General features: G+C 70.5%; 24 protein-coding genes. 17 read left to right on the top strand and 7 right to left on the bottom strand.

The genetic code is table 11. From position 1 onward, the window contains the following. Positions 1 to 9 precede the first annotated feature (9 nt). Complete coding sequence (locus OG570_RS16020) at positions 10 to 495, top strand: DUF2771 family protein (protein WP_326957302.1); 486 nt, start codon at positions 10 to 12, stop codon at positions 493 to 495. Positions 496 to 502: 7 nt separating this feature from the next. Here the strand turns inward: OG570_RS16020 and OG570_RS16015 are convergent, their stop codons facing one another. Beyond that, the gene (locus tag OG570_RS16015; protein WP_326951683.1) at positions 503 to 892 is read right to left on the bottom strand and encodes a cold-shock protein; all 390 of its coding nucleotides are present in this window, start codon (positions 890 to 892) and stop codon (positions 503 to 505) included. Positions 893 to 1,025: 133 nt separating this feature from the next. On the opposite strand from OG570_RS16015, the gene OG570_RS16010 reads away from it, so the two are divergent. After that, a complete protein-coding gene (locus OG570_RS16010; RefSeq protein WP_247058461.1) occupies positions 1,026 to 1,262 on the top strand; it encodes a hypothetical protein in 237 nt (78 codons plus the stop codon). A 3-nt stretch (positions 1,263 to 1,265) separates the two neighbouring features. Here the strand turns inward: OG570_RS16010 and OG570_RS16005 are convergent, their stop codons facing one another. Continuing rightward, entirely contained in the window at positions 1,266 to 1,889 is a 624-nt protein-coding gene (locus OG570_RS16005; RefSeq protein WP_326957300.1) for an HAD family hydrolase, read from the bottom strand. A 94-nt stretch (positions 1,890 to 1,983) separates the two neighbouring features. Between OG570_RS16005 and OG570_RS16000 the strand changes: the two genes are divergently transcribed. Further along, the gene (locus OG570_RS16000) at positions 1,984 to 2,568 is read left to right on the top strand and encodes a TetR/AcrR family transcriptional regulator (protein WP_326957297.1); all 585 of its coding nucleotides are present in this window, start codon (positions 1,984 to 1,986) and stop codon (positions 2,566 to 2,568) included. A gap of 22 nt (positions 2,569 to 2,590) precedes the next feature. Further along, the gene (locus OG570_RS15995; RefSeq protein WP_247058467.1) at positions 2,591 to 3,559 is read left to right on the top strand and encodes a R2-like ligand-binding oxidase; all 969 of its coding nucleotides are present in this window, start codon (positions 2,591 to 2,593) and stop codon (positions 3,557 to 3,559) included. 154 nt (positions 3,560 to 3,713) lie between these two features. Here OG570_RS15995 and OG570_RS15990 read toward each other — a convergent pair whose 3' ends face one another. Continuing rightward, complete coding sequence (locus OG570_RS15990; protein ID WP_326957295.1) at positions 3,714 to 5,372, bottom strand: AMP-binding protein; 1,659 nt, start codon at positions 5,370 to 5,372, stop codon at positions 3,714 to 3,716. Positions 5,373 to 5,462: 90 nt separating this feature from the next. Between OG570_RS15990 and OG570_RS15985 the strand changes: the two genes are divergently transcribed. The 12 genes from OG570_RS15985 to OG570_RS15930 all read left to right on the top strand — a co-directional run bounded on the left by OG570_RS15985 (position 5,463) and on the right by OG570_RS15930 (position 14,761). Continuing rightward, a complete protein-coding gene (locus OG570_RS15985) occupies positions 5,463 to 5,924 on the top strand; it encodes a VOC family protein (protein ID WP_326957293.1) in 462 nt (153 codons plus the stop codon). An 84-nt stretch (positions 5,925 to 6,008) separates the two neighbouring features. Further along, the gene (locus OG570_RS15980) at positions 6,009 to 7,637 is read left to right on the top strand and encodes an AAA family ATPase (RefSeq protein ID WP_326957291.1); all 1,629 of its coding nucleotides are present in this window, start codon (positions 6,009 to 6,011) and stop codon (positions 7,635 to 7,637) included. An 8-nt stretch (positions 7,638 to 7,645) separates the two neighbouring features. Then, positions 7,646 to 7,849 (top strand): DUF2997 domain-containing protein, encoded by a 204-nt coding sequence (locus OG570_RS15975; RefSeq protein ID WP_247058476.1) that lies wholly within the window; start codon positions 7,646 to 7,648, stop codon positions 7,847 to 7,849. Beyond that, entirely contained in the window at positions 7,837 to 8,412 is a 576-nt protein-coding gene (locus OG570_RS15970) for a 4Fe-4S single cluster domain-containing protein (RefSeq protein ID WP_326957289.1), read from the top strand. The genes OG570_RS15975 and OG570_RS15970 overlap by 13 nt, the downstream gene beginning before the upstream one ends. After that, positions 8,409 to 8,852 (top strand): hypothetical protein, encoded by a 444-nt coding sequence (locus OG570_RS15965; protein ID WP_326944701.1) that lies wholly within the window; start codon positions 8,409 to 8,411, stop codon positions 8,850 to 8,852. Before OG570_RS15970 ends, OG570_RS15965 begins: the two co-directional genes overlap by 4 nt. Continuing rightward, positions 8,849 to 10,102: a ComEA family DNA-binding protein gene (locus OG570_RS15960; protein ID WP_326957287.1), complete on the top strand. Its 1,254-nt coding sequence runs from the start codon at positions 8,849 to 8,851 to the stop codon at positions 10,100 to 10,102. The genes OG570_RS15965 and OG570_RS15960 overlap by 4 nt, the downstream gene beginning before the upstream one ends. 33 nt (positions 10,103 to 10,135) lie before the next feature. Further along, entirely contained in the window at positions 10,136 to 10,858 is a 723-nt protein-coding gene (locus OG570_RS15955) for an ESX secretion-associated protein EspG (RefSeq protein ID WP_326957285.1), read from the top strand. Between the two features lie 46 nt (positions 10,859 to 10,904). Beyond that, positions 10,905 to 11,468: a DUF3558 family protein gene (locus tag OG570_RS15950; protein ID WP_326957284.1), complete on the top strand. Its 564-nt coding sequence runs from the start codon at positions 10,905 to 10,907 to the stop codon at positions 11,466 to 11,468. Positions 11,469 to 11,571: 103 nt separating this feature from the next. After that, positions 11,572 to 12,051, top strand: a complete 480-nt coding sequence (locus tag OG570_RS15945; RefSeq protein ID WP_326957282.1) for a hypothetical protein — start codon at positions 11,572 to 11,574, stop codon at positions 12,049 to 12,051. A 2-nt stretch (positions 12,052 to 12,053) separates the two neighbouring features. Then, on the top strand, positions 12,054 to 13,541 hold the full coding sequence (locus OG570_RS15940; protein ID WP_326957280.1) for a hypothetical protein: 1,488 nt from the start codon (positions 12,054 to 12,056) through the stop codon (positions 13,539 to 13,541). Between the two features lie 84 nt (positions 13,542 to 13,625). After that, the gene (locus OG570_RS15935) at positions 13,626 to 14,387 is read left to right on the top strand and encodes a PhzF family phenazine biosynthesis protein (RefSeq protein ID WP_326957278.1); all 762 of its coding nucleotides are present in this window, start codon (positions 13,626 to 13,628) and stop codon (positions 14,385 to 14,387) included. Continuing rightward, positions 14,387 to 14,761, top strand: coding sequence for a YccF domain-containing protein (locus OG570_RS15930; RefSeq protein WP_247058491.1), 375 nt, complete (start codon positions 14,387 to 14,389; stop codon positions 14,759 to 14,761). The genes OG570_RS15935 and OG570_RS15930 overlap by 1 nt, the downstream gene beginning before the upstream one ends. Here OG570_RS15930 and OG570_RS15925 read toward each other — a convergent pair whose 3' ends face one another. Continuing rightward, a complete protein-coding gene (locus tag OG570_RS15925) occupies positions 14,762 to 15,562 on the bottom strand; it encodes a metallophosphoesterase (protein WP_247058493.1) in 801 nt (266 codons plus the stop codon). 37 nt (positions 15,563 to 15,599) lie between these two features. Next, on the bottom strand, positions 15,600 to 16,394 hold the full coding sequence (locus tag OG570_RS15920; RefSeq protein ID WP_247058495.1) for an HAD-IIA family hydrolase: 795 nt from the start codon (positions 16,392 to 16,394) through the stop codon (positions 15,600 to 15,602). A 193-nt stretch (positions 16,395 to 16,587) separates the two neighbouring features. Here OG570_RS15920 and OG570_RS15915 point away from each other — a divergent pair, with 193 nt between their 5' ends. Further along, entirely contained in the window at positions 16,588 to 18,369 is a 1,782-nt protein-coding gene (locus OG570_RS15915) for a multicopper oxidase family protein (RefSeq protein WP_326957276.1), read from the top strand. A gap of 76 nt (positions 18,370 to 18,445) precedes the next feature. On the opposite strand, the gene OG570_RS15910 is transcribed toward OG570_RS15915, so the two are convergent. Both OG570_RS15910 and OG570_RS15905 read right to left on the bottom strand, forming a co-directional pair. Further along, on the bottom strand, positions 18,446 to 19,513 hold the full coding sequence (locus OG570_RS15910; RefSeq protein WP_326957274.1) for a sulfate/molybdate ABC transporter ATP-binding protein: 1,068 nt from the start codon (positions 19,511 to 19,513) through the stop codon (positions 18,446 to 18,448). Then, complete coding sequence (locus tag OG570_RS15905; protein ID WP_326957272.1) at positions 19,510 to 20,277, bottom strand: ABC transporter permease; 768 nt, start codon at positions 20,275 to 20,277, stop codon at positions 19,510 to 19,512. Before OG570_RS15905 ends, OG570_RS15910 begins: the two co-directional genes overlap by 4 nt. Between the last annotated feature and the right edge of the window lie 5 nt (positions 20,278 to 20,282).

The raw sequence follows: 20,282 nt of genomic DNA, 5'->3' as shown, positions 1-20,282 counted from the left end.
CTCCGGCACATGCGACGTTCCCGGGTGGTGGCCCTGCTTGCGGCCGGTGGGTTCGCGGTGGCCGGCTGCTCGGCGCCCGGCCCGGCCGAGGTCACCTTCTACGCCGACGGCCACACCATCAACACCACGCCGGTGCTGACGTGCGACTACTCGCAGCAGCTCGCGCAGCCGTGCAGCGCGAAGGGCCAGACGCAGACGCTCCGCATCCGGCCGGGCAAGCCGGTGCAGGTCTCGGTGCCCGGCGAGGTCGCGGACGCGCCGTGGCAGATCGTCTACGAGTACGTGACCCCGCAGGGCGAGTTCAAGCAGAGCGACCCGATCCCGTTCACCTCGCTGGACCGCTACGCGTACACGGTCACGCCGCCGACGCCCGCCGACCGCATTTCGGCGGTCGACGTCCAGCGGTACACGGCCGTGCTGCGCGCGGACACCGGCGAGTCGGGCCTGCTGCCCAGCGACGTCTGGGGCCTGCGGCTCGACCAGCCGCAGGCGTGACGCCGGCTCAGGGATCCAGGTCCCGGGCGACGGCGCGCATGATCTCGCCGATCTGCTTGGTGTTCTTCTTGTCCGGGTAGCGGTTGCGCCGCAGGTCCGGCTGCACCTTCAGCTCGATCAGCTTGATCATGTCCTCGATGAGGCCATGCAGCTCTTCGGCCGGGCGGCGACGGGCCTCGGCGACGGACGGCGGCGGGTCGAGCAGCCGGACGGAGAGCGCCTGCGGCCCGCGACGGCCGTCGGCGACGCCGAACTCGAGCCGCTGTCCGGCCTTGAGCCCCTCGATGCCCTGCGGCAGCGCGGCCTTGCGGATGTAGACGTCGGCGCCACCGTCATCCTGCGTGACGAAGCCGAAGCCCTTCTCCACGTCGTACCACTTGACCTTGCCGGTCGGCACTTCCCTCACCAGTCCTTCTGCTGTCCCGCTCACGACGAACGCGCCCAGTGGGCGTACCCAGGGCGCGCTCCTGAAAGGGTATCTCGCCACATGCCCTGGGGAGAAGTCGGTAACGGCGGATACCCTTTGCTCCATGACGACCGCGACAAAGGAGGCCGCCGTGGCCGCCCCCGGTAAACCGTTCCTCATGCGGATCGGCATCGGCCTCTTCGGCCTCGGCATGCTCGCCGTGCTGGCGGTGTTCATCATGTTCGCCGCCGGCCTGGAGAACCTGCCGGTGTGGCTGTCGGCCGCCGCCGGGATCATCACGCCGCTGGGCCTGCTGCTGGGCTTGATCGCGCTGGTCCGCGAAGCGCGCGCCAAGAAATAGGCGTCAGGGCACCACGCTCCCGGCGAAGGTCCGTTCGAACCACTCGGGGAACTCCGTCAGCGAGTCGAACACCACTTCGGCGCCCTCTCGCAGCAGCAGGGCGCGGTCGCACGGACCCGTCGTGACGCCGACCGGGATCGCCCCGGCGGCGAGCGCGCCCCGGACGTCGCCGGCGTGATCTCCGACATACACGCGCGCGTCGTGCGCCAGCAGCGCCTCGGCCTTCCGCGTCGACCACAGCTCGCCGACGACCTCGTCGACGTCCAGGCCGAGCGCGTCCACGTGCAGCTGCGCGTTGGGCGCGTACTTGCCGGTGACGACGAGCGTGCGCCCGCCCGCGGCCCGGACCGCGCGCAGCGACTCGGCCGCGCCCGGCAGCGCGACCGTGCTCGGCACGACCGTGTCCGGGTACAGCGCGCGGAACCGGTCGATCAGGCCCGGGATGCGTTCCTCGGGCGCCTCGAAGCCGCGCAGGACGTCGTCGAGCGGCGGGCCGAGGTTGGCCGCGAACGCCGCGCCGTCCAGCGGCAGGCCGGATTCGACGCCGAGCGCGTTCATCGCCGCGGCCATGCCCGGCCGCGCGTCGATCAGTGTCATGTCGAGGTCGAAGCCCACCGTGATACCCACACCTGCACCGTAACTGGCAGCACCGACAGATTTACACGCTGACTGATCATGTACAGCGTCTTGACAGCGAAGCGATCTGTGTCAAGGTTAGAGTGTGACCAGCTTCACTGACCGGACCAAGGCGTCCCTCCGCGAAGCGCTGCTCGACGCGGCCGGGGACCTGCTGCCGGACCGGGGTTACGCGGCGCTGCGGATGGCCGACGTCGCGGCCCGGGCCGGGGTGAGCAGGCAGACCGTCTACAACGAGTTCGGCAACAAGGCGGCGCTGGCCCAGGCGGTGGCGCTGCGCACCGCGGCGGAGTTCCTCGACGGGATCCGGCAGCGGTTCGAGACGGCGGACGGCCTGCTGGCCGGCATCCACCGCGGCGTCGTCTACACGATCGAGCACGCGCGGGAGAACCGGCTGGTCGCGGCGGCGCTCGGCACCGAAGCCGGCGAAGACCTGCTGCCCCTGCTGACCACCAAGGGCGAGCCGATCCTGACCGCGGCCGCCGAACTGGCGGCCGAGCACTACTTCGAACTGGAGCCGGGGCTGTCGGCCGAGTCCGCCGCCCTGCTCGCGGAGACCGTCGTGCGGCTTTCACTGTCGCACCTCGTACTCCCCACACACACGGCGACGGAGGCGGCCGACGCCGTCACCGCCGTCATGGCACCCGCCATCCGGCACTTCGTCCCCTGATCGTCCACAATGGAGTGACACGATGACCGACACGCTCCCGGAGTTGCGGACCGGCTTCTCCTCACTGCGCAAGGGCGGCCTGAACTGGGACTCGTTCCCGCTGCGGCTGTTCGTCAAGGGCAACAAGAAGTTCTGGAACCCGGCGGACCTCGACTTCAGCCGCGAACGCGAAGGCTGGGACACGCTCAACCCCGAACAGCAACGAAGCACGACGTACCTGGTCGCACAGTTCATCGCGGGCGAGGAAGCCGTCACCGAGGACATCCAGCCGTTCATGCGGGCGATGTCGGCGACCGGCCGATTCGGTGACGAGATGTACCTGACGCAGTTCTGCTTCGAGGAAGCCAAGCACACGGAAGTGTTCCGGCGGTGGATGGACGCCGTCGGGCTGACCGAGGACCTGCACCCGTACGTCGCCGAAAACCCGCACTACCGCAAGCTGTTCTACGAAGAGCTGCCGCAGTCGTTGCGGGCACTGGAGGACGATCCCAGCCCGCTCAACCAGATCCGGGCGAGCGTGACGTACAACCACGTCATCGAGGGCAGCCTCGCGCTGACGGGGTACTACTCGTGGCAGCTGATCTGCACCCAGCAGAACATCCTGCCGGGCATGCAGGAACTGGTCCGCCGCATCGGCGACGACGAACGCCGGCACATGGCGTGGGGCACGTTCACCTGTCGCCGCCACGTGGCCGCGGACGACTCGCTGTGGGACGCGGTGCAGCAGCGGATGGGCGAGCTGCTCCCCCACGCGCTCGACATGATCCAGTGGGTGCAGGACCAGTTCGAAGAAGTGCCGTTCGACAACGACCCGGAGGAGATCATCCAGTACGCGGCGGACCGCGCGCAGCGACGGCTGGGCGCGATCGAGTCGGCGCGCGGGATGCCGGTGGAGCAGATCGACCTGGACTACTCGCCGGAACAGCTGGAAGACACGTTCGGCGAGGAAGACGAGAAGGCGATCGCCGAGGCGGCGGCCGCGGTTTCCTGACGCGAGTGCCGTGAAGGGCACCTTCAGGGCTTATTTGTCCCTGAAGGTGCCCTTCACGGCGTTTCAGCTCACCAGTCCCAGTACAGGATCTCCACCATGTCGACCTCCCTTCGCGACACTTGCGAAGGGGCAACGCCCGAGCGTCCCGCTCGGTTTAGGCGTGCTTCGCGGCCGCCGCGGCTTCCAGGCCCAGCAACGTGATCGACTTCTCGCGCATCTCGACCTTGCGGACCTTGCCCGTCACCGTCATCGGGAACTCCTCGACGAGGTGCACGTACCGCGGGATCTTGTAGCGCGCGAGCTTGCCTTCGCAGAACTCACGCACCTTCTCGGAGGTCAACGGCGAAGCGCCTTCGCGCATCTGGACCCACGCCATCAGCTCTTCGCCGTACTTCTCGTCCGGGACGCCGATGACCTGCGCGTCGAGGATGTCCGGGTGCGTGTAGAGGAACTCCTCGATCTCGCGCGGGTACAGGTTCTCGCCGCCGCGGATGACCATGTCCTTGATGCGGCCGGTGATGTTGACGTAGCCGTCGTCGTCCATGACCGCCAGGTCGCCGGTGTGCATCCAGCGGGCCGCGTCGATCGCTTCGGCCGTCTTGTCCGGCTGCTCCCAGTACCCGAGCATCACCGAATACCCGCGCGTGCACAGCTCACCCGGCACGCCGCGCGGCACGGTCAGGCCGGTCTCCGGGTCGACGACCTTGCTCTCCAGGTGCGGCCCGACCCGCCCGACCGTCGAGACCCGGCGCTCGACCGAGTCGTCCGAACGCGTCTGCGTCGACACCGGGGACGTCTCGGTCATGCCGTAACAAATGGACACCTCGGCCATCCCCATCCGGTCGATGACCTGCTTCATCACCTCGACCGGGCACGGCGAGCCCGCCATGATGCCGGTGCGCAGCGACGACAGGTCGAAGCTCGCGAAGTCCGGGTGGTTCAGCTCGGCGATGAACATCGTCGGCACGCCGTAGAGCGACGTGCACTGCTCGGCGGCGACGGCTTCGAGCGTCGCCTTCGGGTCGAACGCCGGCGCCGGGATGACCATGCAGGCGCCGTGGCTGGTGCAGGCCAGGTTGCCCATCACCATGCCGAAGCAGTGGTAGAAGGGCACCGGGATGCAGACTTTGTCCTGTTCGGTGTAGTTGCAGAGCTCGCCGACGAAGTAGCCGTTGTTGAGGATGTTGTGGTGGCTGAGGGTCGCGCCCTTCGGGAAGCCGGTCGTGCCCGACGTGTACTGGATGTTGATCGGGTCGTCGGCCGAGAGCGCGGCCTGCTTTTCGGCCAGCGCGGCCGGGTCGTCCCGCCGGCCGGCGTCCACCAGCGCCTGCCAGCTCTCGCCGCCGAGCAGCACGACGTGCTCCAGCTGCGCGCACTTCTCGCGCACTTCCTCGACCATCGCGGGGTAGTCGGACGTCTTGAACTTGTCGGACGCCACCAGCAGCCGGATCCCGGCCTGGTTGAGCACGTACTCCAGCTCGTGCGACCGGTAGGCCGGGTTGATGTTGACCAGGATCGCGCCGATCTTGGCCGTCGCGTACTGCAGGAACGTCCACTCGGCCCGGTTCGGCGACCAGATGCCGACCCGGTCGCCCTTGCCGATGCCCTGCGCCACCAGGCCCAGCGCCAGCGCGTTCACCTCGGCGGCCAGCTCGCGGTAGGTCCACCGGCGGCCGGCGAACCGGTCGACCAGGGCGTCCCGGTCGCCGTGCGCCGCCACCGTCCGATCGAAGTTGTCGCCGATGGTGTCCCCGAGCAGCGGGACCTCGGAGATCCCCGAGGCGTAGCTCGGCCGGGCGGGCGCGTCAGGCATGGTGCCTCCTGAAGTCTGCGGTGACTGCGACCGCAGTCTAGGAAACCCCAGCTCAGTGCGCCAACGCCGTCGCCTCCTACGCTCGAAGACATGAGCCCGACCCTCACCGGCGTCCACCACCTGAAGTTTCCGGCGGCCGACCTGGCCGCGACGCTCGCCTGGTTCCGCACCGCGCTGGGCGCGGAACGCCTGCCGGGCTTCGACCACCGCGACCACGACGGCGTCCTGTTCGGGGTGATCGTGCGGCTGCCGGGTCTCGACGTCCCCGTCGAACTCCGGCAGTGGCCGGAGGCGGCCGCGGCGACCGCGGGGTACGACCCGGTCACGTTCGCCGTGGCCGACCGCGCCGCGCTCGAGGACTGGGTCCGGCACTTCGACGCCGCCGGCGTGGCGCACTCGCCCGTCCTGGCCGGCTTCGCCGGTCACCTCGTCGACCTGCGCACCCCGGACGGCCTGGCGATCCGGCTGTACACGCGGCTGCCGGACGACCCCGCGTCGATCGACATGGACCCGGCGCACACCGACCTCGGCAGCACGTGGCTCGGCAAGTGAGTCCACAGTAGACGGATTCGGCGGATGATCCGCTCCGGGCCCGGGCCGCTGGTAGCATCCGGACCCGAATCGAGGGGGCGATCGATGACCGGCCAGGGGTTTCGCGACGAGCTGACCCAGCTGCTGCAGGCGCGCTACCCGCTGCTGGTCGTCGAAACGCACGAAGAGCAGCGGGTGGTCCGGGAGATCCGCGCGGTCGCGGAGGACAGCGCCCGGCTGCGCACGCCGCGGCGGGTGTACGTCTGGTCGTCGACCACCGGGCTGGCCCCGGCGGGCGGGCCGCCGATCGCCGACACGCGCACGGCGTCCGCCGCGCTCGAGCGCGTCTACGGCTGGGGTGAGCCCGCCGTGTTCGTCTTCGCCGACCTGCACCCGTCGCTGGTTTCCGAGGGCGGGCACCGGCCCGACCCCGAGGTCGTACGGCGGTTGCGCGAGCTGGCGGCCGCGTTCAAGACCCGGCCGGTGCCGCTGAGCCTGATCCTCGTGTCGCCGTCGCTGCCCGTGCCGCCCGAGCTGGAGCACGACGCCACGGTCGTCGAGTTCCCGCTGCCCGACCGGCAGCAGATCGGCGAGCTGCTCGACGGCATGGTCGCCGCGCACCGCCAGCACGTCCGGATCAGCATCGACCGGGACGACCGCGACATGATCGTCGCCGCCGCGCGCGGGCTGACGCTGCCGGAAGCCGAGAACGCGTTCGCCAGGGCGCTGGTCGAGGGCGGCGGCCTTGACCCCAGCGACCTCGAGCTGATCCTCGCCGAGAAACGCCAGGCCGTGCGCCGGTCCGGGATGCTCGACATCGTCCCGGCCGACACGGGCTTCGACGCCGTCGGCGGCCTCGACCGGCTCAAGCGCTGGCTGACCAAGCGCACCGGCACCTGGACGCCCGCCGCGGCCGCGTACAACCTGGCCGCGCCGAAGGGGCTGCTGCTGTCCGGCGTGCCCGGCTGCGGCAAGAGCCTGTCCGCGGTGTGCGTCGCGAACATGTGGCGGCTGCCGCTGCTGCGCCTGGACCTGGGCCGGGTCTTCGCCGGCCTGGTCGGCTCCAGCGAAAAGAACATGCGCACGGTCATCCGCACCGCCGAGGGCATCGCGCCCTGCGTGCTGTGGGTCGACGAGATCGAGAAGGGCCTCGCCGGCGCGGGCGGCGGTGGCGACGGCGGCACCGCGCGGCGCGTGTTCGGCACGTTCCTGTCCTGGATGCAGGAGAAGACGGCGCCGGTGTTCGTGATGGCGACGGCGAACCAGGTCGACTCGCTGCCCCCGGAGTTCCTGCGCAAGGGCCGGTTCGACGAGATCTTCTTCGTCGACCTGCCCTCGACGCCGGAGCGCACCGCGATCTGGCGGATCCACCTGAACAAGCGCGTCACCGACGACTTCGTGCGCAGTGAGCTGAAGGTGGACGACGCGTTGTACGCCGAGCTCGCCGACGTCAGCGCGGGCTACAGCGGCGCGGAGATCGAGCAGGCCGTGCTGTCCGGGCTCGTCGACGCGTTCGCCGAGAAGCGCCCGCTGCGCCGGGACGACCTGGTGCGGGCGGTGAAGTCCACCGTGCCGCTGTCGGTCACGCAGGCCGACGAGATCCTGGCCATCCGGCAGTGGGCGGAGACCCGCGCGGTGGCCGCCACGGACAACGACGCCGATCACACCGCCGCGGTGCCGGAACCGGCGGCGCCACGACCGGAGCCGGCGAGGGGAAGGGCGATCGACGTATGACGCACCGGGTGACCGTGACCATCGCCAAGGACGGCTCGATCAGCGCCGAAACGCACGGCGTGACCGGCTCGAAGTGCCTCGACTACATCCCGCTGCTGGAGGACCTGCTCGGCGCGGAGACGGAGACGTCGGAGTTCACCGAGGACTACCGGCGCACGTCCGCCCAGGCGGAGAACACCGCTTCTCAGCAGCAGACACAATGGAACTCCTGAACCTGCACCGGATCGTCGACGTCACCGCCGCCGAAGGGCCCGGCCTGCGGTGCGCGGTGTGGACGCAGGGCTGCTCGGTGCGCTGCCCCGGCTGCTTCAACCCGCAGACGTGGACGACCCGCGGCGGCACGCTCTTGCCTTGGCAGGAGGTGGTTTCGCGCGTCTTGGCGGTCGAGGGCATCGAAGGCGTCACGCTGCTCGGCGGCGAGCCGTTCGACCAGCCGGAACCCTTGGGCGCGTTCGCTTCCGCCGTCCGCGCGGCGGGGCTTTCGGTGATGACGTTCACCGGGCGTGTGCTGGAAGACCTGCCACCGTCGAAGCTGCTCGAGGCGACGGACCTGCTGGTGGACGGGCCTTATCTGGCCGACCGGCCGGAAACGTCACGGCCGTGGGTCGGCTCGGTGAACCAGCGGTTCCACTTCCTGACCGACCGCTACGACGAGTCGATCTTCACCACGCCGAACCGGCTCGAACTGCGGATCGGCACCGACGGATCCGTGGAACTGAACGGGTTCGCCACCACCGAAGTACTCGAAGCGCTGCTCGAAGGGGATCACCGATGAGCGTCACGCTCAAGCTGCGCAGCGAAGCGCTGGCCCAGCTCAACGCCGCCACCGTCGCCGCGCACGCGCAGGCGCAGCCCGGCGTCGTCGTCGTGCGGACCCGGATGCGGCACCGCGACCTGCTCGCCCGCGCGCTGTCCGGGCTGCGCGCCCAGGTCACCGACGACGGCACCACCGTCGCCGGTGCGTGGGAGGGGCGGCGGATCGCGTTCGGCTACGGCCCGGACGGCGTCCAGGTGGCACACGTCGACGGCCCCGGTCTGACGCCCGCCGAGGCCGAGCGGCTCGTGCTGTCCGTCGACGAGGCGTACGGCGCCGAGGTGCAGCGCGCGGTGCTCACGCGGCTGAAGGAGCGCGCGGCGCGGTCGGGCATGCGCGTCGAGTCCGAGCGGACCAACGCCGACCAGTCGATCAGCGTCACGCTGGCCGCCACGTCGTGACCGAGGTCAGGGTCGGGCTGATCGAGTTCGGCAAGGCGCTCAACGCCAGCGTCGCCCTGCCCGGCCTCGGCGAGCTGCCCGGCGGCCAGGTGAGCGCGGGCCGGGCGGTCCGCGGCGCCCGCGCGCGGCTGAAGCGGGCCGACCGGATCCTCGCGGACAACCTGCGCCTCGGGATCATGGTGCGGAAGAAGTTCTTCTCCAGCGACGTCGAGCCGGTGACCGACGCGGGGTTTCTGAAGGACGTCTTCGTCGCCGTCGGACGCACCGACCTCGGACCCGGCGACGCCCTGGAGCTGTACACCGACGACACGATCGGGCCGGACACCAGCCGCCACGCGAGCGTCGCCGCGGTGCTCGCGCCGGCGTACGACCAGCTGACGGGCTTCCACGTGCAGGTGCGCCCGGACCGTGGCGTGCTGCGGTTCGGCGCGTTGACCGGGCTGTTCCGCGGTGGGCGTCCCGTCGGCCAGCCGATGCGGGTGCTGGGCCTGTTCGGCCTGGCCGGGCCACTGCCGGAGCTGCCGGCCGGCCAGGTGGGCACGGTGCTGCTGGGCTTCCAGTGCGACGTCCCGCCGATGGCCGGCGACGCGCTGACCGCGTACGAAGAGCCGTCTCACGACTACCTGGAACGTCGTGAAGGCACCGCGCACGTCCACGGCGTCAGCGATCTGGGCACCGGCTCGGTCGTGGCCGCGGTCGAGGTGCCGGAGGCGCGGACGAACAACCTGCTGACGGTCGGCACGCGGGCGCGGCTGCTGCGCCCGGTGGGCACGACGTTCAACGAGCGCAGCACGGTCATCGCGACCGACCTGCGGATCCTGTCGGTGGCGAGGGGCGGCGTCGCGATGCGCACGGCGGCCGGGACGGGCGTGTTCACCCTGGGGCTGGCAACGCGCGAGGTGCGGCAGAACGACATCGTCGAGACGTACGTGCCGGTCGACGCGCCGGTTCTGGCGCCACCGCCTGCTGTGGTCTCTGCTCCGGTTTCTGCTCCGCTGTCGGTGCCGCTCGTGGACGTCAACGCGGCGACTCCGTCAGACCTGGCTCGCTTGCCGGGGATGACGCCGGAACGGGTGAGCCAGGCGCTGGAGCTGCGCCGGCGTCAGGGCGGTTTCGCGGACGTCGAGGCGTTCGGCGTGGCGGTGGGGCTGCAGCCGCACGAGATAGTCCGGCTGCGGGGGCGCGCGACGGCGGGTCAGGTGACGGGCGTCGCGCAGCGCGAGACGGGCGTGCGGCAGCTGGACATCTGAGCGCCCGGTGGCGGTTCCGCTACGCTCGGCATCGTGCCGGAGGAATTCGCCCTGGGGCTGAACGAGGTCGACGTCGCGGTCCGGCGAACCGGTCTCCCGGCGAACTGGCACCCGTTCGAGATCCGCAGTGCCGGCCACACCCTCGAGGAAAACGCCCGTCTGGCGGCGGCCTCGTGGGACGCCCTTCGCGCTCGTGGACTGGCGGGGCCGGACAAGCTGGACATCGAGGTCGAGCAGACGCTGCGGTCGTGGACCCAGCCGGAGATCCTGATCATCGTCCGAGCGGCGGAGATAGCGGGCGGCAGGCAGGTCCTGTACCGAGCAACGGTCGGCCACGGCCTGGGCGTCTACTCGGAACTGGTCACCGGCGGCGTCAACTTCGTCCAGATCCGCCCGGACCACCTGGTAGACGCCCTGATCGGCATCCTCCCCAGGTACGGCCCGGTCCCCCTGCCGCCGGTGACGATCACCCAGCGCACGGGCCAGGCACCGAGCACGCGGGACCGTGACGCACTGGCCCCGTTCGCGACGTGGCCCCCACACCGCCACGGCACGTTCGAGCTGTCCACCCGCCACGGCCAGTCCGCCCTGCGCCCCGCGGGAACGGTCACGTTCCTCGATTCGGACGGCGGCCGGTACTTGACGTTCACCGAGCCCTTGCCGGGCGACGAGACCCGCCTGCGGTTCGTCCCCTCGGACGGCGGTCACCTGAGGGCGTGGCTGCACGAGCGAATCGCGGAGACCACGGGCCGCTGACCCGCGTCCTCGCGCGGCCGAGCGGCCTACCCGTAGTGTTCAGGTCGTGACCCGATCGAGCTTCGGACGTCGAGCCGCCCTCACCAGCCTGGTCCTGCTCACCCTCGTGGTGAGCGCCTGCGACAGCAAGGTGGGGGGCACCCCTCAAGCCGCGGACACGCCGACGAGCAGCGCACCCACGACCGGCCCCAGCGGCACGACCGCTGACAACCCGTTCGGGGACAGCGACCCGTGCAAGCTCCTCGACCAGGTTCTGGCAGGCCAGGGTTACGCGGCGGCGAAGCGGAGTGATGCCGACGCGGCCCACAACTGCGACACGAAGAAGACCGACTACGGCGTAGTCGGTCTCGCCCTCCAGCCCGGTCAGACGATCAACCAGACCATCACCGACCCGAGCAAGGCGGTGACCGGGGATGTCAACGGCCGGGCCGCGGTGCAGGAGCGTGACGCCCTCGGAGGCACGGGTTCCTGTGACGTCTCCATGGAGGTGAAGCCGAACTCGCGGGCCACGGTCTTGATCACCCTGCAGACAGCCGGCACCGACGAGGCCTGTCGACTCGCCAACGACGTTTCGACGAAAGTCGAACCCCTCCTTCCCGCGAACGGCTGAGAGCAGACCCCTAGCGGGTTGCCGACGTCACGGACCTGCTGACACGACGGTTCGTCACTACTACAGTTGGACCGGGCACGCACGGTGTCGAGAGGGGCTGACGATGACGACGGGTGCGCATTTCGGCAGTGAGCCGCCTGCGGCAGCGGGCGACGCCGGCAACACCTTCCTGACGGGCCTGCTGGACGTGCCTCTCGACGACGAAGGCGCCAAGCGCCTTAACGCCGGCGCGCAACAATTCAAGTCGCTCGCCGAGAACGGCGGATTCGGGATCAACCAGGCGGGTTTCGACGCGTACACCAAGGTGTGCGACCAGTTCATCCACGAGTTCGACGAGATCTTCCACGACGTGAAGCTGCTGGCCAGAGCACCCGGCATGGGATCAAGTCCTTACGCCAAGGAAGTAGCCGACTTCAACGCGAAGGTCGCCTCGGACGGTGGCCAATCGCTGATCCCGAACCTGGAGCTGCTGAAGCAGGGCTTCATCCAAGTCCGTGAGGCCCTCACCATCGCTCGGAAGAACTACAGCGAGACCGAGGACACCCACAGCCAGACCTTCGCCAAGCTTCGTGGGGGCGAGTGACCATGGCTCAGGAGCACGCCGGGCATCGGCAGTACGAAAGCGACTTCTACGCGCAGACGCAGCAGAAACTGCAGCAGAACGTGCACCACTTCGGCGCCGAAGACCAGGGCGATGCCCGGGACGGTGTCGCGCCGCAGACGCAGAACCAGGCCGCGCAGTACTCCGTCGAGCAGGGCAAGCAGCTGCTGCACGATCGGGCCACCCGTGGGGATGCGCCCGCGCCGGGGCAGAACTACCCCGCCAGCAGTCATGAAGACCTCTACAACATGGTCCACGAGAACATGAATCCCGGGGATCTGGACGACCGCGGCCGGGTGGCCAACAAGCTCGGCAACTGGCTGGCCGACGTCTCCAACGCCGCGAACGACGCCGTCAACTCCAGTGAGGTGCAGTGGCAGGGCTCCGGGGCCGCGCAGGCTCATGGGTTCTTCCAGAACACCGCCACCTACACCGCCGATACGGCCAACGCCGCTCAGCTCAGCTCCAACCGCTACTCGCAGCAGGCGGCCGCCGCTGATTATGCGCAGAAGAACATGCCTGAGCCCACCGGCTTCAACCAGCAGGCCGAGGTCGACAAAGCGACCAAGCAGTACCAGGCCGGTGATCTCATCGGCGGGGCCAACACGATGAACGGCGTCGCCGCGAAGCAGCAGCAGGCCGACGCCGCGCACCAGCAGGCCGTGCAGGTTCTCCAGGGCCTCGACGGCACCTACCACGAGACCGCCAGCACCCAGCCGACCTACTCGCCGCCGCCGCAGCTGGGGTCGAGTGACAGCACCACCGCCAGCGGGTTCCACGGGACCAGCAGCACCAGCTTCAGCGGCACCCCGACCATCGGCGGCTCAGGCGGAACCGGTGGAACCGGTGGGACAGGCGGCTTCAGCGGAGTCGGCGGCGGAGCCGGGGGCACCGGCGGGACCAGCGGCAGCTTCGCGCCCCCCGGCGGCACCACGCCTCCCGGGGCGACGCCGCCCAGCACCTTCGTTCCGCCCGGGGCCACCAGCGGCACCGGGAACGCCGGTGGCTTCGGCGGCGGCAACTCCGGCTTCCGCGGCGCACCCGCCGCGAGTGCGTTCCCTCGGATGGGGCCCGACGGGCTCGCCATGCCGGGAGGGACGACCGGGGCAGGCGGGGCCGGTGGGGACATCACGCGCGGCAAGTCCGGCGCCGGACGCGCCGGTAGCGGGTTCGCCGGGTCGCGGGTCTCCGGCGGCGGCGCCACCGGCGGGCCGAAGGAAACCGCGGGCGAAGGCGGCAAGACGGGCGCCAAGGGCACCGGCGAACGGCTCGAGCGCGGCGCGACCGCGGCCGCCGCGGCCAAGGGGAAGGCCGGGGGCGCCGGCGCGGCCGGGGCCGGTGCGGGCAAGAAGAAGGAAGACGACAAGGAACACAAGAACAAGATCCAGCTCGAGGAAGACATCTTCGACCTCAAGCCGGAACGCGGACCGGACGGCGAGAAGATCGTCCGGCCGACCATCGGCGAAGCCTGACCCCGAGGACCCCTAAGGGGTTGCCCTGGTAGCGCGAGAAAAGCGTCACCACACGGGCCCAAATGCCCTGGATACAGTGGAAGCATGCGCTTCTTCATCGTCGACGCCTTCACCGGCAAGGCCTTCGCCGGGAACTCCGCCGGGGTCGTGCTCCTCGACGCGCCCGCCGAGCCCGCCTGGATGCAGGCCGTCGCCGCGGAGATGCGGCACTCCGAGACCGCCTTCGTCGTCACCACCGGCGCGGGGCCGAAGTCGTTGCGGTGGTTCACGCCGGCGGCCGAAGTCGCCCTGTGCGGGCACGCCACCGTCGCCACCACGCACGTCCTCGGCGGCGAGCAGGTCTACGCCACCCTCAGCGGCGAGCTGCGCGCGAAGGCCGCCGACGGCTGGGTCGAGCTGGACTTCCCCTCCGACCCGCCCTCGCCGTCCGACGACGACCTCAGCGCGATCCTGCCCGGCGTCGAGATCGAGCGCACCGGACGCGGCGTCGAGAACCTCTTCGCCGTCCTCCCGGACGCCGAGGCCGTCCGCACCCTCGAGCCCGACCTGAAAGCGCTGAAGGCCACCTGGAAGGGCCGGCTGCTCGTCACGGCCGCGGGTGACGTCGACGGCATCGACTACGTCAGCCGGTTCTTCGGGCCCGGCGTCGGCGTCGACGAAGATCCCGTCACCGGCTCGGCGCACTGCGTCCTGTCGCCGTACTGGTCCGGGCGGCTGAACAAGTCCGAGCTGACCGGCGCGCAGGTGTCGGCGCGCGGCGGCATCGTCCGGACCCGCCAGGACGGCGACCGGGTCCACCTGTCCGGCCAGGCCGTGACCGTCGTGAGCGGGGAGCTGCACGTCTGATGCGCACGCTGCTGAACATCATCTGGCTCGTGCTGTGCGGCTTCTGGATGGCGCTGGGCTACCTGGCCGCGGGCGTGGTCTGCTGCATCCTGATCGTCACGATCCCGTTCGGCCTCGCGTCGTTCCGGATCGCCCGCTACGCGCTCTGGCCGTTCGGCCGCACGGTCGTCGACCGGCGAGACGCGGGCTCGCCGTCCTTCGTCGGCAACGTGATCTGGTTCCTCTTCGCCGGGCTTTGGCTGGCGATCGGGCACGTGTTCACGGGTATCGCGCTGTGCGTCACGATCATCGGCATCCCGCTGGGCGTGGCGAACTTCAAGATGATCCCGGTGTCCCTGATGCCGCTCGGCAAGGAGATCGTCGAGCTCCCCTGATCACGACTCCGGCTCGTACGGCAGCTTCACCACCAGGCACGGCCCGCCGACGAACAGCCCGCCGTCGACGCCGAGGGCCTTGCCGCCCGCGTAGAGGAACGGGCCCTCGATCTGCGTGGGGTGGATGCCCAGCTGGTCCGCGATGACGCTGTGCCCGTGGATGATGCGCGAGCCGCCCAGTGCGTCCATCAGCTTCTGGGCGTTGTCCTCGCCCTCCGGGCCGCGGAACGCGTAGCGCGTCGTCATCCGGCGCCAGACGTCCCACCACGACTCGATGTCCGAGCCGAGCAGGATCTCGCGGGCGGAGGCGTTGATCGCCTCGACCGAATCGCCCCAGTCGAGGTACTCCAGGGTGTCCGAGTGCAGGAGCAGGTGGTCGGCGGCGAGCGCGGCCAGGGGCCGGGCGGTCAGCCACTCGATGTGCTCCGGGGTCAGCCGGTCCTGGTCCGACAGCAGGCCGCCGTTGATCTCCCAGCTGCGGGCGAAGCTGCGCGGCCCGAAGTCGGACGGCACCGGCTGGTCGCCGAAGTGGTACATGCCCAGCGCGAGGATCTCGTGGTTGCCCAGCAGCGTCTGGACCTGGCCGCCGGCTTCCGCCGCCTGCGCTTCGAGCTGGATGACCAGGTCGATGGCGCCCACGCCGTCCGGCCCGCGGTCGACGAAGTCACCGAGGAACCACAGCTGGTCCTCGCCCCCTGACCAGTTGTCTTCGTCGTCCACCAACCCCTCGGCGCGCAGTGCTTCGGCCAGTTCGTCCCGGTGGCCATGCACGTCGCCCACCACAAATGTGGAGTTGCTCATCCGGTGACGATAAGCCCTGCTCGCGACGGGGTCTCGATCAGCCTTCCCCGAATGGGTCGGTCGTCTTCCCGATCAGGTCGGCGATGGAGTCGAGCACCAGAGTGGGCCGATACGGATAGCGTTCGGCCGACTCCCTGGTGGAGATGCCGGTGAGCACCAGAATCGTCTGCAGCCCGGCTTCGATGCCCGAGTGCACGTCCGTGTCCATCCGGTCGCCGATCATCAGCGTCGACTCCGAATGGGCACCCAATCGGCGCAACGCCGAGCGCATCATCAACGGGTTCGGCTTGCCGACGTAGTACGGCGAACGCCCGGTGGCCTTCTCGATCAGCGCCGCGACGGATCCGGTGGCGGGCATCGAGCCCTCGACGCTCGGGCCGGTCGCGTCCGGGTTGGTCGCGATGAACTTCGCGCCGCCCTCGATCAGCCGGATCGCCCGCGTGATGGCGCTGAAGCTGTACGTGCGGGTCTCGCCCAGCACGACGTAGTCCGGGTCGCGCTCGGTCAGGACGTAGCCGACCTCGTGCAGCGCCGTCGTCAGGCCCGCTTCGCCGATGACGTACGCCGTGCCGTTGGGCCGCTGCGACGAGAGGAACTTCGCCGTCGCCAGCGCCGACGTCCAGATCGCCTCTTCGGGGATGTCGAGCCCGGTGCGCTCCAGGCGCGCCCGCAGGTCACGCGGGGTGTAGATCGAGTTGTTCGTCAGCACCAGGAAGCCGATGCCGTTCGCCTTCAGCTCGGCGAGGAACTCGTCGGCCCCGGGAACGAGGTGCTCCTCCTTCACCAGGACGCCGTCCATGTCGGAGAGATACGTCCACCGGCGCTCATCCATGGGCGAAACCTATCACGCGCGCGAGACACCTGCGTTCGCCGACGAAAAGGGTTACAGTGGGAATTGCCGGTATCGCGAGGGGAGTCGCGTACCCGGCCACCGAGGGGGTTCGGGGGAATTCATCGCACACGTCGTCGGCGGAAACGTCGTGGCGCAATTCGTCCTGCCCCCGCACCGCGAGGGGGAGAAACGCATGACCGGAATCATCGAGCGCCCGGCGACGACCGGGCCGATCACCGCGCCGAACTGGGGACTCACCAAGTTCCTCGACGCACTGCGCGTTCCACCGGCGCTCCGGCCGCATTCCTGGCGCCACGACGCGATCACCATTCCGATGGTGACGAAGCACCAGCGGCTCCACTCACAATTGCCGCCGAGTACATTGTGGACGTACGCGGGACATTTCCCAGGTCCGACTATCGACGTGCGCACCGGCGAACAACTGCGGATTTCGTGGTCGAACGAAATCGACGGTGAGTTTCCGCTCGTCGCCGTTCAGGGCCCGGTGGCGGACGCGCCGGCGAGCCGGCCCGGCCGCGAGCTGGACCGGCCCGGCTACTCCGTCATCGACGGCGTCGCCGACCTGCCGGCGTGGACCGTGGTGCACCTGCACGGCGCCCGGACCAACGCGGGCAACGACGGCTGGGCGCACAACGCCGGCCTGAAGGGCACTTCGCAGCTGACGGAGTACCAGAACGCCCAGCCCGCGATGCCGCTCTGGTACCACGACCACGCGATGGCGATCACGCGCTTCAACGTGCACACCGGCCTCGCCGGGATGTACCTCATCCGCGACGACGAGGAGGACGCGCTCGACCTGCCGCACGGCGACCACGAGATCCCGCTGATCATCACCGACCGCAACCTCGACACCGACCCGGCGACCGGCGCGCTCACCGGGCAGCTGCTGTTCAAGGTCCCGGTCGTCCCGAACGGCCCGATGATCCCGTTCACCGGCCCGTTCACCCTGGTCAACGGCGTCATCTGGCCGCACCTGGACGTCGACGCGCGGTGGTACCGCTTCCGGCTGCTCAACGCGGCCAACTCGCGGTTCTACACGCTGAACCTGGTCGACGAGGACAACCGGCCGGTGAACGACGCCGTCCGCCTGATCGGCACCGACGGCGGCCTGCTGCCGGTGCCTGCCGAGCTGCCCGCGGCCGGCCTGACCGTCGCCCCGGCCGAGCGCTTCGACGTGCTGATCGACTTCAGCCGCTTCAAGGGCCGCAAGCTCAAGCTGCGCAACGCCGACCCGCGCCTCGGCACGGTCGAGCCGGACCTGATGGAGTTCCGGGTCGACGGCCGCGCGAAGCACGACCCGTTCCGGCTGCCGGTGACGATCTCGACGTCCTACACGCGGCTGGTGCACGGCTCGACGCTGCCGGAAGACCACGACCACGTCTGGGTCGCGCTGCTGCTCAACGCCGAGGGCCACCCCGAGATGTGGGACCTCGAAGAACTGGACACGCCGGATCCCGGCGGCGAGGGGATCATCCAGCTGCAGGACCCGGCCGGCCCGCTGCGGACGTTCCGGATGATCGGGAAGATCTTCGACGACACCACCGGCATCTTCATCGACCACGACCGGTGGGCGGTGTGGAACATCCTGCACGTCGCGAACGGCGGGCCCGCGCACCCGATCCACATCCACCTGACGGAGTTCCAGGCGCTCTTCCGGCGGGCCTTCACCACGACGTTCGACCAGGCGTCGGCCCGGACGACCACGCCGCTCGCCGGGTTCACCGACGTCCCGCTGGAGAAGTACGAAGAGGGCTGGAAGGACACGATCATCGTGAACCCCGGCCAGTGGGTGAGCGTGGCCGGGCGGTTCGGCGGTGGCACCGGGGAGTTCATGTACCACTGCCACATCCTCGACCACGAGGACGAAGGCATGATGCGGCCGTTCGTCGTGCACCCGCCGGAGGTGGCGAAGTTCCACGTCCACCCGGGCGGCGGCCACCACCACGACGGCTGAGCGGTCTGCCGCGGCCCTCGTGAGTGGTAATTAGGGTTCTAACCCGAATTACCACTCACGACAAGCCGCGGCAGGGTCAGGAAGTGGCGGCCGGGTGCACGCTGACCGTGGCGGCCTTGACCGACAGCGTCACCGCTGTGCCGGGTTCGAGGGCCAGCTCGGCGACGGCGGCCGGGGTGAGATCGGCGGTGAGGCCGTGCACCCAGCCGTCGCCCTCGGCCCGGACGCGGATCACCGGCCCGTGCGGCTCCAGCGCGGCGACGACGGCGCCGGCGGTGTTGCGCGGGCTCCCCCGGTGCTCGCCGTCGCGGGAGTAGACGGCGACGGCGTTCGGCGGGAACACCGCGACCGCCGGCTCGCCCCGGACCACATCGGCCGCCGGAATGCCGGAGACGACGGCACCCGACGCCGTCCGCAGGCCGTCTTCGACCGCCGTGCCGGCGATCAGGTTGAGGCCGGCGATCCGCGCGGTGAACGCCGTTCGCGGGGCGGACAGCACGTCACGGGTCGGGCCGCGTTCGACGACGCGGCCGTCGTTCATCACCGCGACGTGGTCGGCGAGCGCGAGCGCGTCGAGCGGGTCGTGCGTGACCAGGACGGTCGTCGGCCCGGTCTTCAGCACGCGCCGCAGCAGGCCGCGGATCGCGGGCGCGGCGTCGACGTCGAGGGCGGCGAACGGCTCGTCGAGCAGCAGCAGGTCCGGCTGGGCGGCGAGCGCCCTGGCGATCGCGACGCGCTGGGCCTGCCCGCCGGACAGCTGGCCGGGGCGCCGGCCGGCCAGCTCGACGGCGTCCACTTCGGCCAGCCAGTGGTGGGCGAGGTCGCGGGCGGCACGGCGGCCGGTGCCGGTCGAGCGCGGCGAGAACGCGACATTGTCCACGGCGGACAGGTGCGGGAAGAGCAGCGCGTCCTGCGAGAGCAGCCCGATGCCACGCCGGTGCGGCGCCAAGTCGGCCAGCGACCGCCCGGCCACGGTGATCTCCGCGGACCGCGGCGCGACCAGCCCGGCGAGGCAGCCGAGCACCGTCGACTTGCCGGAGCCGTTCGGGCCCAGCAGCGCCAGTACCGTCCCGGTGGGCACGTCGAGGTCCACGTCGAGCTCGAACGAACCGCGGACGACCTCGATCCGGGCGGTCAGGCTCATCGCAGCCCGCCTTCCCACGAGCGCGGGCGCGCGACGGCGATCACGACGACCGCCACGACGATCAGCAGCAGCGCGAGCGCCACCGCGCTGTCGACGTCCACTTCGGCCTGCTGGTAGACCTCCAGCGGCAGCGTGCGGGTGACGTCTTCGAGGCTGCCGGCGAAGGTGATCGTCGCGCCGAACTCGCCGAGCGCGCGGGCGAAGCTGAGGACGACGCCGGAGCCGAGCGAGGGCAGCAGCAGCGGCAGGGTGACCCGGCGGAAAACGGTCCACGGCCGCGCGCCGAGCGTCGCGGCGACCTGCTCGTAGCGGTCGCCGGAGCCACGCAGCGCCCCTTCGAGGCTGACCACGAGGAACGGCATCGCGACGAACGTCTGCGCGATGACCACCGCGGTCGTGGTGAACGGCACCGACTCCCCGGTCAGCGTGGTGATCAGCATGCCGAGGAAGCCCTTGCGGCCGAGCAGGTAGAGCAGCGCGAGCCCGCCGACGACCGGGGGCAGCACCAGCGGCAGCAGCACGATCGAGCGCAGCAGGCGGACGCCGGCGAACCGGGCGCGGGCGAGCACGACGGCCAGCGGCACGCCGAGCAGCACGCAGGCCACAGTGGACAACGTGGCCGTGATCAGCGACAGCCGCAGCGCGTGCAGCGACGACGGCGTGACGATCAGCGCGGGGAACCGCGTGAGGTCGGAGCGCACCAGCAGCCCGACGACGGGGAGCACGACCAGCGCCAGCGCGAGCGTGGCGGGCACGGCGAGCACCCACG

Origin of the sequence: Amycolatopsis sp. NBC_01286, assembly GCF_035982555.1 — a bacterium.
Classification (GTDB): Bacteria; Actinomycetota; Actinomycetes; order Mycobacteriales; family Pseudonocardiaceae; genus Amycolatopsis.
This window is presented reverse-complemented; position numbering and strand designations above follow the sequence as displayed.